Origin of the sequence: Sodalis sp. dw_96 (assembly GCF_018449575.1) — a bacterium.
Classification (GTDB): Bacteria; Pseudomonadota; Gammaproteobacteria; order Enterobacterales; family Enterobacteriaceae; genus Acerihabitans.
In genome coordinates this window covers 515,543-527,072 of record NZ_JAAVUT010000002.1, presented here as the reverse complement: position 1 = coordinate 527,072, position 11,530 = coordinate 515,543, and the positions used below count along the sequence as shown (strand labels likewise).

The following is an 11,530-nucleotide window of genomic DNA, read 5'->3' as shown; positions in this document are numbered from 1 at the left end:
ATGTATTGTACAATTTTTCGGCGTGTTATACCGCGTTTTTGAGCTTCCTTCCATAATTGGGTAAACTGACATACATACAGTATCGGCCTATTCTGCTATCTTATAAAATGAATGATACCAAGACCTTAAAACGGTGAAGTGTTAATGAAAAAATTCAATAAATATAGAGTGATAGACCTTTTTTGCGGCGCTGGAGGATTGTCTGCCGGTTTCATGAAAGGTAACCAAGGTCAGCATTTCGAGAGTATCCTCGCCATTGATAATGATGCAGCAGCAATAAATACTTATAATGCAAATTTTGGCGGTCATGGCGTTACAGCAAACATCGACGAGTGGATAGCAGACAACGAAATTCCTCCAGCAGATATCGTCATTGGGGGGCCACCATGTCAAGGTTTCAGCCTGCTAAATAAAAACCGCGCTGGTGATCACAGAAGAGCTTTATGGGAACCATACATGGATATCATCGACAAATCAGGGGCTTCTATGTTTATCATGGAAAATGTTCCAGGTTTGTTAAGTAGCGATGAGTTTTCCGATATCGCAACAAGAGCAGCTCAGCTTGGCTTTACGCTTCTTAATCCGAGTATTTTGAATACTGCGGATTATGGGGTTCCGCAAACACGTAAACGAGTCATCGCAATTGGGATAAAAGCATCTCATTTTGATATGAAAAATTTACCTACTTTTCCTCCTGCTCCTACTCACAGGGCCCCGGAGGTTTGTAGTGATTTGCCTATTTGGAAAAGCGTTGAAAGTGCTATAGGGGACCTGCCTAAGCCTGTTGGAACAGATATAAGAGATGATGTCAAACCTCCCCTTGATCTTCATTTTGGCCGTAGCCCTACAGCCACCAGTTTAGAACGATATAGAGCTGTTCCGATGGGGGGTAATCGGTTCGATTTGCAGCGCAACAGGTTAGACATAACACCAGCTTGTTGGATTAAAAAAACATCGGGTGGAACAGACCTTTTTGGACGTCTATGGTGGGAACGTCCTTCGGTTACGATAAGAACTGAGTTTTTCAAACCAGAAAAAGGTCGTTATCTACACCCGGATCAGCATCGTCCTATAACTCATCGGGAGGCTGCACGACTAATGAGTTTTCCTGATGATTTTATTTTTCTTGGAACAAAAACTCAAATAGCACGTCAAATTGGGAATGCCGTTCCGCCTATTTTTGCGACTTGCATAGCGCAATTTGTTTCACAACTAATGGAATTTCGAAAAAACAATGGCGCGGAGATCGAAGAGAAACGAACCGGAAGAGCTGCGTAAGAATCTTCTTGACATAATTATAGATTTTGAAAAAAAATTAGAAGAAGAAGATTTACGTACTCAGGTAAAAGGGCTAATCCCCGCTAATTATGTTTTGCGGGATTTGGGCAGTTCGCTCTTACCTATAGGGGAGGGCAGTGATGGAGCGCGTGATCGAATTCTTGCTTATTTAAAAAAATATCCCAAAACTGTTATACATGGGGATGAACTAATGGTGGTGGCAGGCATTAGTGAATATGCAAGACGTATTCGTGAACTGCGTGGTGAACATGGCTGGAAAATTCTGAGCGGGACGGTGCTTCGTGAAATGGTGGATCAAGAAGCCGTCAGAATTGAAGATTTAGGGATAGTTTCTGTAGAAATTCTGAAAACTGATGTATATTTTCTGTTTGATTTGTATCAAGATCGAGACGCAGCACACCGATGGAACCAAGCACATAATATCCGAAAAAGTAATGCTTCCGTAAAAGACAAAATTTTAAGATATATGCGTGAAAATGTCGGTCGTTCTATTTCAGGGGAAGAACTTAGATATTTAGCTCAAAATAACAGTGAGTGGGCTCGAAGGACAAGGGAATTGCGTACTGAAGATGGTTGGCCTATCTCGACTAAATATTCAGGAAGGGCGGAGCTTCCGGTCGGATCTTATTTTTTAGAAGAAGATCGTCAAGCGGCCCCGCATGACAGGCGTATTCCTGATTCAATCCGTGCAAAGGTTTTGGATAGGGATCATCATTCATGCCGTAAGTGTGGTTGGAATCACGAAAACAAAAATAAAAATGATCCCCGACATTTTTTAGAGTTACATCATATTGTTCATCACGCCGATAAAGGTGAAAATACGATGGAAAATTTAATAACACTTTGTAATGTTTGCCATGACGATGTTCATAGTAAAAATATCACTCAAGAAGAATTGATTCATCTTATCAGTTATAATGAGCAAGGATAATTCATTATTATGCCGAAAAATAATAACTAAGATCCGTATTAAAATTTACAACATATACTACAATAGTTGATCATAGTAATGAATATGCAGGAGGAGCTAATGGATATTTTCGATAAAGAAAAACGTCATTCTATCATGCACTCTGTTCATTCGAAAAACACTTCTCCTGAACTCATTATCCGACGAGGTTTATATCGCCTTGGCCTAAGATACAGATTGCATAGGAAGGAGTTGCCGGGATGTCCGGATATAGTCTTTTTTAAGTATAAAACAGCTATTTTTGTTAATGGATGTTTTTGGCATGGTCATAATTGTTCCAGAGGTAAAAATTCTCAGACAAATAAGAAGTTCTGGGCGCATAAGATAGCTAAAAATAAAATAAGAGATAGTAATAATATAATGGATTTTATGTTAATGAAATGGAAAATTCTTATTGTTTGGGAGTGTTCTATTAAAGGAAAAGGAGAATTTAAAATAAATGAAGTAATAGTAAAATGCTATAATTTTATTTTATCAAATGATACATATTCTGAAATTTATAATTCAAGTTAATTAATATAATTATTTTAATAAAACTATGAAAAGTATTATACAGATCGCTAATCCGCATATGTTGGAGTTGATTATCGATCGCGCCTCAGCGCTAAATTCCCGCGAGTGCCAACCAATAACCAACGCCACTTATTACCTCATCGCTTATTTCTTCACACCAGCAATTCCGTATCAATTATCAGTTGCCCGTTTTTTACCGTAACGGTCACCTGCTTTCCGGTAGTAAAACCGCACTGATGTAGCCAGCGACCTTTCAAATTCAGGGCGGGCCGGGCATTGGGCATGCCGCCATTTGGAACGTAGCCAACAGTATAATAACGGGTTTCAACTTTTGCTTGGGGTGAACGGGGTTTTGACTTAATATGCTTTTTAGCCATGGTGACTACCTTGTATAGTTGCTGATGGTGAGCGGCGGTAGGGCGCTTCAACGTCTTATTGCCGCGCTAATACTGTTTAATAGAATACTGACTTCACTTATAAACCGGAAAAGAATTAAAGCGACCGAGTTTATACTGGATACTTTATCAGTGAAATGAGGTAAAATCCATCAATAAAAAGAAAATAAATAACACAACGGAACAATAATTTCATATTTTAAATAATGTAGGCTTTGTCGGCCAAAATATACCCTCTCTGGAAACAAATTTGCATTCTTTCATTAGGTGATGACCTAATAGCAATGTCGCGCACAATTTGATAGTCAAATAAATAATGACGAGAACCAATTACGCCATTTATGATAATTTAGAGACAGTCGTTACTGTTGTATCAGCGCACGTTGCACCAATATATATCTCTCTTCTATGACGCCAGGAATGAGCCGGCGCCTCACGGCGTCGGCCTAGCACCTGATCAGGCGCAGCCGATAATGGCACCGGCCATCATTCGCTGAAATCCGTGGCTTGCGAAGCGTCCCTCCAGGCCGCGAGATCCCCGCTGACGGCCTTCAGCTTCTCTTCGGCCAGTTCATTGGCTATCTGGCCTGCGAACAGATGTACGGGCGGTTGTGCCGCACCGGCCGCTTGGATTATAAGCAATGCCAGTTTTTCCGGGTCGCCCGCCTGCTGGCCGTCCAGTCCGTTCAGGTGCAGATCCAGCGATGCTTGGGCGGCGGCGTAGTCGGCAATGGCGTGCTGGGCCACCACCAGGCTTTCCCGCGACAGGAATCCGGTGCGCACCGGGCCGGGATACACGACAGTGGCTTTGATACCCAGCTCAGCGACTTCCGCCGCCAGGGTTTCGGTCAGCCCGGCCAGCGCGAACTTGGTGGCGACATAACTGCCCCAGCCCGCATAGCCGCCCTGAAAACCTACAATCGACGCCACGTTGAAGATGTGTCCGCTGCGCTGCTGGCGTAAGTGCGGCAATGCGTGGCGAAGCACATGCAGCGGCGCGAACACGTTTACGTCAAAATTTCGGCGGAGTTCCGCATCCGTCAGGGCTTCAATCGCACCTTGCTGACCGTAACCCGCATTATTTACCACCACGTCTATACCGCCGAATACCTCGATGATTTTTTCGATAGCGGCCTGCACGCCGGGTTCGGATACCAGATCCACCTCAAGGGCGAGGAAGCGGTCGCTATCCGCCCCCAGCGCCTCGCGTAAACTCTCCAGGGTGCGCGAGGTGGCGGCAACCGCATCACCCCGCGCCAGTACCTGACGCGCCAGCGACAAACCAATGCCGCGAGCCGCGCCGGTAATCAGCCAGGTTTTATTGCTCATGTCTTATCTCCTCTGAAGCAGACTGAAAAGTGAAAATCTCGTTAACGCCACCATGCTAAACAGCGCGGGGCAGTTAAAATAGGCGTATTCTTATCCTATGATTGCCTGTTTCTATTCAGAGGATTCGTTTCTCGGGAGATAAACGGCAACATTATTGCTTGATTGTAGCGGGCAGTAAATAGAGGAGATGTTGGGTGTTCGATGAGATGGTGTCACTGATTTGCGGTCTTGCCCCGAACGAGGGCTATACCCGCTCATTGCTGGATGATGTGCGTTTCATGCGTTCCAACCGTCCCTTGGGCCGCACGCCGGTGGTGTATGAACCGAGCATTGTGATTGTCTGCCAGGGCCATAAGCGCGGCTACCTGGCGGACAAGGTCTATTTTTATGACAAGCAGCATTATCTGGTGCTTTCGGTGCCGCTGCCGTTTTACACGGAAACGGAAGCCAGCCCGCAGGAACCATTGCTGGCGGTGGCGGTATCCCTGGACAGGACGGTGTTATCGGAACTGGTGATGTTGTTGGACAGCCCGGATTCGCCGCTGCACGCCGCACCCGAAGGTATCATATCAACGCCCCTTGATGCCTCGCTGGCGGATACGGCATTACGCCTGCTGCGAGCGTTGTCCTCGCCGCAAGAGGCAAAGATAATCGGCCCGCAGCTGGTGCGTGAGCTGTATTACCGTGCGTTGGTGGGGGAGCGCGGCGGCGCGATAAGGGCGGCGCTGGCAAATCAGGGGCATTTTGCCAACATCGCCAGGGTGTTACAGCACATTCATCTGGATTTCCCGCAGCCTTTGCCTATTAGGCGCCCTGGCAAATGACGCCGGCCTGAGCGTGCCCGCTTTCCATAAACACTTTAAAGTCGTGACCGGTACTTCGCCCTTGCAGTACATCAAGTCCGTACGCCTGAATCAGGCGCGTTTATTGATGATTCGCGATAATTTGACGGCGGCTTCGGCGGCGTTCAGGGTGGGGTATGAAAGCCCTTCGCAATTTAATCGCGAGTTTCGGCGTTTCTTTGGCCGCAGTCCGGGAGAAGAGGCTCGGGAAATGAAAGCGGCATTTTCCCTATTGCCGCCGGTATAAAGCCTGGCTGCTGACCTGGGCGCCTTATTAAAATGCTCTAATCAATCGGGCTGGGTTGCCGGCATAAATCCTTTTGCGGATGGTTATGGTTTTACCACCGTAATTAAATCGGTATGATTTATGAACATTTGGATTGATGTCTTTTTTGATGTGCATTTTTCATGTACGCTTAAGCATACATCCAAAAAGCGTTATAGAATGTATTCTTGCGGAAAAGTCAGTAAATAATACCGATTTTCAGTAAATTAGGCAGCGCTGAACACATTCAACATATCAGGATGTTTTTCAATTACCCTCAGAAGTTTCAGGCTGCTTCCGGTAGGCGTACGCTTGTGCTGTTCCCAGGCCTGGACAAGAGAAGGGGAAACGCCGACTACCTGTGCGAACTCATCCTGTTTCAGATGCGCTTTGGTCCGGATAGCTTTAACATCCGGTAAAGTCATGGTAGTTATCCTGGCAGCTTTGATCTCTCCGTTTTTGATGGCAACCGCTTCCTGAGCACTGGCAAGTAATTCGTTAAACAGTTCTTCTTTCATTTGTCCCCTCGATAGCCTCTATGACTTTTTTGAGCTGGTTTTTTTCGCTGTTCGTCAGGCTATCCTTTTCATTTTTCGGATAAGCGATCAGCAGGTATATTTCGCCGTCTCTTGTCAGGTAATAGTAGATTACCCGAATGCCTCCGCTTTTGCCTATTCCGGGCAACGCCCAACGGACTTTTCTGCATCCGCCGGTACCGGCAATCGTATCGCCTACTTTTGCATCTAAACCGAGGAATGCCTGAAATTTTTGGTATTCATCGGCGCTCAGTAATCCATCAATTTTCCTTTGGAAAATTGGGGTTTCAATGAAATGAAGAAGATCCATTTGCCTCACTTACTCTTACCCTGTATGACTTTATCTTACTCGTACATCGTAAGACTTGCAAGCGCTTTGTGCCGAGAAACCACCATTTAAAAAACAGGCTTTCTCACCTTCAAAGTAACAGCTATTCAACTGTTATTTATACCAATATTAGTGCCGATGTTCTTTCGTTTATATTCAATCCAGAAATGGCAAAATATCTGAAGATGTACTGCCTACGTTATACTCGAACCTCACGAATGGGAGGTTTTATGAAAAATAAACAAAAAGCGGCTTCGTATCGCATGCCTTCAAAGGAAAGTATTGTCCACTCCATCATGACTTCAACTTCCATCGAAACGGGTCAAACCTCGGGACAGGTTGAAGTGTCTCTGATAGAGAGCCGGAAGAAATATGCTTATCTACGGCTGGCCGATTGATCGTTGTTCATCGCATTTCCTCCGATTTTTCATAGGATCATACGTTGTAAGCATCACCACCGTATAACTACGCTTTTTTGAGATCAGTTTTATTGATGCGTTCGATATACGCACTCCGTGTCGCTGTGCCGGGTTTAATAAATTCAAAGCTCACTTTCCGTTGTCCCATACATTATGCCAACGTCAGGTGCCACGACTCATTCCAACTCGCGCCCAACCCGTTCCCGGATCCTGACGATGCGCTAGGCCGTCAGGTCGAAATCGATCTCTATGGCCAGACCATCCTCTCCAAAAATGACTGATTTGCTGACGGCTGAACCCACTATCCGGTTATTAGCATTAAATTAATCTCATCATTGTATTTAGCGTTGCCGATCACATTCGAAAACATTGAATCGGCCAACAATCTTTCAACCCTGGAATTCAAAGCGCGAATGGATTGATGTATGTTGGACGAAATTATCATTAAACAGCTCCACGCTATCGTGGGGAAAGATAATGTATTGATTGGCAGCGTTAATTTAACGACGTATAGCTACGATGCCACTGCCGATGTGCCCCATGCCATGCCTGAAGTGATTGTTATGCCTACCAGCACGGCGCAAGTGCGAAAGGTGGTGCAATTGGCCGCCTGGAAAAGTATTGCCATCTACCCGCGCGGTGCGGGAACCAATTTAAGCGGCGGAACCATCCCTCTTGACCATGGGATCGTCCTGTCATTGCAAAAAATGGATCAGATTCTGGAAATCGACGCGGAAAATCTCACCGCCACCGTGCAGCCCGGCGTCGTCATCCAGGATCTCAATAATGCCATCGCGTCCTATGGACTGATGTATCCGCCCGATCCGGGCACCGTTACCACCGCCACCATGGGGGGCTCGGTGGCCGAAAACTCGGGGGGACTACGCGGTTTGAAATATGGCGTCACCAAACATTATGTCATGGGTATGGAAGTCGTTTTGGCCAATGGCAAGAGTGTGCGTTTTGGCGGCAAAACGGTGAAGAACGTCACCGCGTATGATTTTTCCAACCTGTTTGTCGGTTCTGAGGGCACGTTGGGCATTATTGTGGAAATCACCTGCAAGTTACTGCCCGAGCCGAAATTTCATAAAGCGATGCTGGCCGCGTTCAATATTATGGAAGACGCCGGTAAAACGGTTTCCGGTATTATCAAGGCGCAGGTTATTCCCGCCACCCTGGAAATTATGGATAACATGACTATCCGCACGGTGGAGGATTTTGCCCATGTCGGATTGCCCACGGATGCCGCGGCCTTGCTGTTGATTGAGGTTGACGGCATGGCCGAACAGGTGGTGGCGCAAGAAGCCGACGCGGTGATAAGAATTGTCGAAGAAAACCACGGTACCTTGCATATCGCCAATTCGGATGAAGAGCGTGACAATCTCTGGTCCGCGCGACGGGCGGCATTGCCGGCGTTGGCGTCACTTAACAATACGGTGGTGCTGGAAGACGCGACCGTGCCGCGCAGTCGCGTCACCGACATGCTGCTGGCGTTGGCGGAGATCGGGCGCAAGTACCGGCTGGTGCTCGGCACCTTTGGTCACGCCGGCGACGGGAATCTGCATCCCACCATCCTTGCCGATAAATATAACGCTGACGAGATGTCCAGGGTGCATCAGGCCGTCGAGGAGATCTTTGCCACCGCCATCAAGTTAGGCGGCACCTTATCGGGCGAGCACGGCATAGGCATTGCCAAAATGCGTTTTTTAGGCAATGAGATAGGCGATTCAGGCCTCAAACTCATGCAAACCATCAAAAATGCCTTGGATCCCACCCATATGTTAAATCCTGGCAAGCTCGTTCCCAGGGAAGAGAAAACGCATGTTTCCCGTTGAAAAGCTCATCCCGGTCCAGACCGTATACGACGACCTGGCCGCCATCCAGACCGAACTGGATAAGTGTATGCACTGTGGTTTCTGCATGGCCGTTTGTCCGATTTATAAAACCACTAAAACCGAATCCGGTGTGGCGAGGGGAAAGATCGGCGTTGCTGAAGCCATCCTGGCCGGCAGTTTGCAGATCGAGGATAAAGACGTCGTCGATATGCTGTTCAATTGCCTGGTTTGCAAGTCCTGTATGCAAAATTGCCCCACCAAGGTTGATTTTGGCCGGATCATTCTGGCGCTGCGGTGTGCCGTGGTGCGGGAGAAGGGCTTACCCTGGGTCAAAAAGGCGATATTCAGCACCCTGAAACGTCAGGGAGTATTTGACCTGGGCATGAAAACCGGCGCGCGGCTAAGCGGCGTGTTATTTCGTCAGGCCGGACAACAGGCCATCGCCCCCCGCGCTCCGTTGGCGTTGTTGGGAAAATCGGCGGGCTTTGACCAAAACCGGCGACTGCCGGCGTTAGCCAAAAAGCCGCTACGGGATCGCCTGCCTGATGTCCTTCCTATGGAAAATCCTGTTGCCAGGGTGGCTTTTTTTACCGGGTGTTCGTTTAATTATTTGTACCCTGAGGTGGGTGAAGATCTGGTGTCGGTTTTGCAAGAAAATAACATAGCAGTGGTGATTCCCCGGGAGCAGGGGTGCTGTGGCGTGCCGGTGTTGGTCCATGGAGATATAGAATCCATTCGCCAGCTTGGCCGAAAGAATATTGACGCGATGGATAGCAGTGACGTTGATTATATCGTTACCGGTTGCGGTTCCTGCGGGGGCGCCTGGCAGCATGATTACCCGGAAATATTCAAACTCGATCCGGTGTATGGGCCAAGGGCGGATTTTTGGCGCAGTCGCACTTTTGATATTTCAACGCTGCTGACTGACGTCATCGGCTATCGCATCCCGAAAGGTCAAGTAGATGCCGTCTTAACCTATCACGATCCCTGCCACCTGAAAAAAGTAATGAAGGTTTCCCGTGAACCCCGGGAGATCCTGAAAAATATACCAGGGGTGATATTCAAGGAAATGGCCAGGGCTGACGCTTGCTGCGGCAGTGGCGGTTCGTATGTATTAACGCATTTTAAAACCTCGGTAGCCATCGCCGAAAGAAAAATTAACGATGTCAATCAAACTGGCGCGGAGACTATTACCACCGGTTGCCCGGCCTGCATGATGCAATTATCCGATAACGTCAATCGCTTCGGTCACCAGCAAAAAGTCAGGCATTACATTTCTATTCTTGCTGAATCGTACCGCAAAGAGAAAGAGACGGGTTGATGTGTGGACAGAGGGCAAGGTTAAATTTCAGAAAATTGAGGGGACACTCTGTGGACTCTGATTTCCGATAGGGCGCAGGCCACTACATTCTGCTCCATGGCGGCGGACCAAGCTGCTAGCTCATCGAGATATAGCCTAGAATATTATCCAGGAATAAAAAAGCCCGGCGCGTGGGCAGGCCGTTAGAATCGGGGCAGGGGCTTAGTTTGGGTTGAATCGGGTGTAGACGTTAAAACCGTTCTCGCCTTCTTCATGCAGGCGCCAACCGGATTTGTAGTGGGCAATCCAGTCGTTGGCCTGGCGGGGCGAGAAATGGTGATTCACTTTCTCTAGTTCGTGGACAAAGTCAAGAATTGAACCGGTATAGCGCCCTTGCTTGTCGCGGGTCATGGTGTTTTCGAACGCGGCGGGTAAATCGTACATCCGTGGCATAGTGCATACTCATAGACTTTCATGCCTGGAGTATACCAACTGATGTATATAATTACAGTATCATTCTTTAGATTTATGCTTTTTCAGTAAATCCTCGATGGCCTCATCCAGCAGCCTGCTTTTCGGAATACGCGTTTTTTGCGCCAACTCATTAAAAAGTGGCACTAATTTATTGTCTAGGGAAGAGGTAAACCGTGTTCTGTTTTTCAAAAAAGGCTCAGCCATAACCAACCCTATATGTCTGCTAAAAACCATAGTGTAAACAGCTACCAGATAGATTAAACTGGTTTAAGATAGTGCCTATATAGTGTTTATTAACTTGCGGGCGCTGGTAAGCCTACTGACAAAAATAGGGTTAGCTCTTTTTTAGCAAGATTGATTATTTCACTGAGTGATCACAGTTTTTTCAAATTATTAATTTTGCTATTAAATTTTTTCACTGTTAATTGTTGATTTAAATATAGGTTATATAATTAATATATGGATATACAAATATGTGCCATTACAAATTAACCGGCGAATCATCTCTGGGACCCGTTGAAGTTCTGATAGGCTGGAATCCTGCATTTTCTTTTTTCTATATGTTTATAGAAATCAGTTATTGCCCACCGCTTTATTCCTGTATTGATGATGAGGATTTGGGGTCGGGCGCGCTTGAGCACTATCAAATGGTGCTTGATAGTTTCGGTATAAATAATATCAGTTTGACAAGAGGTAGTGAGCTATACGATAAGCTCATTTTGGATAGCGTGAAAATTGATCTGTTACCAGACGCAGGAGGATGACTTCAGACAATGCGGCCAGTCATATCGGCACCCGCTCATAATTCGTGCCGTGACTGGCTTACACCCCAAATCATTGAGCCAGACCAGCACATGGGGACACAGAGATGCCGTAACCAAATAGATAAATTAAAATTGAGAGCTGTTATTTGTTGATCGCCGAAAAAGAATAGTATTGTTAAATAATGCCCTCGAATATTTACCGAGAATAAAATTATTTATCAAAGACCGATACAGAAATGTGCTCTGAATTAAATCCTTCTG

At 46.7% G+C, this 11,530-nt stretch carries 13 protein-coding genes and 1 pseudogene; 8 read left to right on the top strand and 6 right to left on the bottom strand.

The window, feature by feature from the left end:
* The first annotated feature begins 144 nt into the window (after positions 1-144).
* The 3 genes from HB631_RS05520 to HB631_RS05510 all read left to right on the top strand — a co-directional run bounded on the left by HB631_RS05520 (position 145) and on the right by HB631_RS05510 (position 2,782).
* On the top strand, positions 145-1,278 hold the full coding sequence (locus HB631_RS05520) for a DNA cytosine methyltransferase (RefSeq protein WP_213990122.1): 1,134 nt from the start codon (positions 145-147) through the stop codon (positions 1,276-1,278).
* Positions 1,235-2,230 (top strand): HNH endonuclease signature motif containing protein, encoded by a 996-nt coding sequence (locus HB631_RS05515; protein WP_213990121.1) that lies wholly within the window; start codon positions 1,235-1,237, stop codon positions 2,228-2,230. The genes HB631_RS05520 and HB631_RS05515 overlap by 44 nt, the downstream gene beginning before the upstream one ends.
* A 99-nt stretch (positions 2,231-2,329) precedes the next feature.
* Positions 2,330-2,782: a very short patch repair endonuclease gene (locus HB631_RS05510; RefSeq protein WP_213990120.1), complete on the top strand. Its 453-nt coding sequence runs from the start codon at positions 2,330-2,332 to the stop codon at positions 2,780-2,782.
* Positions 2,783-2,934: 152 nt separating this feature from the next.
* Here the strand turns inward: HB631_RS05510 and HB631_RS05505 are convergent, their stop codons facing one another.
* Together HB631_RS05505 and HB631_RS05500 are read right to left on the bottom strand one after the other, a co-directional pair.
* A complete protein-coding gene (locus HB631_RS05505; protein ID WP_213990119.1) occupies positions 2,935-3,159 on the bottom strand; it encodes a SymE family type I addiction module toxin in 225 nt (74 codons plus the stop codon).
* A 504-nt stretch (positions 3,160-3,663) separates the two neighbouring features.
* Complete coding sequence (locus tag HB631_RS05500; RefSeq protein WP_213990118.1) at positions 3,664-4,506, bottom strand: SDR family oxidoreductase; 843 nt, start codon at positions 4,504-4,506, stop codon at positions 3,664-3,666.
* Positions 4,507-4,712: 206 nt separating this feature from the next.
* On the opposite strand from HB631_RS05500, the pseudogene HB631_RS05495 reads away from it, so the two are divergent.
* Positions 4,713-5,595: pseudogene (locus HB631_RS05495) on the top strand (AraC family transcriptional regulator).
* A gap of 245 nt (positions 5,596-5,840) precedes the next feature.
* Here HB631_RS05495 and nadS read toward each other — a convergent pair.
* The gene (gene nadS, locus HB631_RS05490) at positions 5,841-6,131 is read right to left on the bottom strand and encodes a NadS family protein (protein ID WP_213990117.1); all 291 of its coding nucleotides are present in this window, start codon (positions 6,129-6,131) and stop codon (positions 5,841-5,843) included.
* Positions 6,112-6,459 (bottom strand): type II toxin-antitoxin system RelE/ParE family toxin, encoded by a 348-nt coding sequence (locus tag HB631_RS05485; RefSeq protein ID WP_213990116.1) that lies wholly within the window; start codon positions 6,457-6,459, stop codon positions 6,112-6,114. The genes nadS and HB631_RS05485 overlap by 20 nt, the downstream gene beginning before the upstream one ends.
* A gap of 248 nt (positions 6,460-6,707) precedes the next feature.
* Here HB631_RS05485 and HB631_RS05480 point away from each other — a divergent pair, with 248 nt between their 5' ends.
* The 3 genes from HB631_RS05480 (at position 6,708) to HB631_RS05470 (ending at position 10,052) form a co-directional block, all read left to right on the top strand.
* Positions 6,708-6,875, top strand: coding sequence for a hypothetical protein (locus tag HB631_RS05480; RefSeq protein WP_213990115.1), 168 nt, complete (start codon positions 6,708-6,710; stop codon positions 6,873-6,875).
* Between the two features lie 446 nt (positions 6,876-7,321).
* Positions 7,322-8,731, top strand: coding sequence for an FAD-linked oxidase C-terminal domain-containing protein (locus tag HB631_RS05475; RefSeq protein ID WP_213990114.1), 1,410 nt, complete (start codon positions 7,322-7,324; stop codon positions 8,729-8,731).
* Entirely contained in the window at positions 8,718-10,052 is a 1,335-nt protein-coding gene (locus HB631_RS05470; RefSeq protein ID WP_213990113.1) for a (Fe-S)-binding protein, read from the top strand. The genes HB631_RS05475 and HB631_RS05470 overlap by 14 nt, the downstream gene beginning before the upstream one ends.
* 201 nt (positions 10,053-10,253) lie before the next feature.
* Here HB631_RS05470 and HB631_RS05465 read toward each other — a convergent pair whose 3' ends face one another.
* On the bottom strand, positions 10,254-10,484 hold the full coding sequence (locus tag HB631_RS05465) for a DNA polymerase V (protein WP_213990112.1): 231 nt from the start codon (positions 10,482-10,484) through the stop codon (positions 10,254-10,256).
* A 60-nt stretch (positions 10,485-10,544) separates the two neighbouring features.
* Complete coding sequence (locus HB631_RS05460) at positions 10,545-10,709, bottom strand: ribbon-helix-helix domain-containing protein (RefSeq protein WP_213990111.1); 165 nt, start codon at positions 10,707-10,709, stop codon at positions 10,545-10,547.
* A gap of 269 nt (positions 10,710-10,978) precedes the next feature.
* On the opposite strand from HB631_RS05460, the gene HB631_RS05455 reads away from it, so the two are divergent.
* Complete coding sequence (locus HB631_RS05455) at positions 10,979-11,269, top strand: hypothetical protein (RefSeq protein ID WP_213990110.1); 291 nt, start codon at positions 10,979-10,981, stop codon at positions 11,267-11,269.
* Positions 11,270-11,530 lie beyond the last annotated feature (261 nt).

Coding starts and splice junctions, on each gene's coding strand:
- HB631_RS05520 (WP_213990122.1), top strand. CDS start 145: ATGAAAAAATTCAATAAATATAGAGTGATAGACCTTTTTTGCGGCGCT.
- HB631_RS05515 (WP_213990121.1), top strand. CDS start 1,235: ATGGCGCGGAGATCGAAGAGAAACGAACCGGAAGAGCTGCGTAAGAAT.
- HB631_RS05510 (WP_213990120.1), top strand. CDS start 2,330: ATGGATATTTTCGATAAAGAAAAACGTCATTCTATCATGCACTCTGTT.
- HB631_RS05505 (WP_213990119.1), bottom strand. CDS start 3,159: ATGGCTAAAAAGCATATTAAGTCAAAACCCCGTTCACCCCAAGCAAAA.
- HB631_RS05500 (WP_213990118.1), bottom strand. CDS start 4,506: ATGAGCAATAAAACCTGGCTGATTACCGGCGCGGCTCGCGGCATTGGT.
- nadS (WP_213990117.1), bottom strand. CDS start 6,131: ATGAAAGAAGAACTGTTTAACGAATTACTTGCCAGTGCTCAGGAAGCG.
- HB631_RS05485 (WP_213990116.1), bottom strand. CDS start 6,459: ATGGATCTTCTTCATTTCATTGAAACCCCAATTTTCCAAAGGAAAATT.
- HB631_RS05480 (WP_213990115.1), top strand. CDS start 6,708: ATGAAAAATAAACAAAAAGCGGCTTCGTATCGCATGCCTTCAAAGGAA.
- HB631_RS05475 (WP_213990114.1), top strand. CDS start 7,322: ATGTTGGACGAAATTATCATTAAACAGCTCCACGCTATCGTGGGGAAA.
- HB631_RS05470 (WP_213990113.1), top strand. CDS start 8,718: ATGTTTCCCGTTGAAAAGCTCATCCCGGTCCAGACCGTATACGACGAC.
- HB631_RS05465 (WP_213990112.1), bottom strand. CDS start 10,484: ATGCCACGGATGTACGATTTACCCGCCGCGTTCGAAAACACCATGACC.
- HB631_RS05460 (WP_213990111.1), bottom strand. CDS start 10,709: ATGGCTGAGCCTTTTTTGAAAAACAGAACACGGTTTACCTCTTCCCTA.
- HB631_RS05455 (WP_213990110.1), top strand. CDS start 10,979: ATGTGCCATTACAAATTAACCGGCGAATCATCTCTGGGACCCGTTGAA.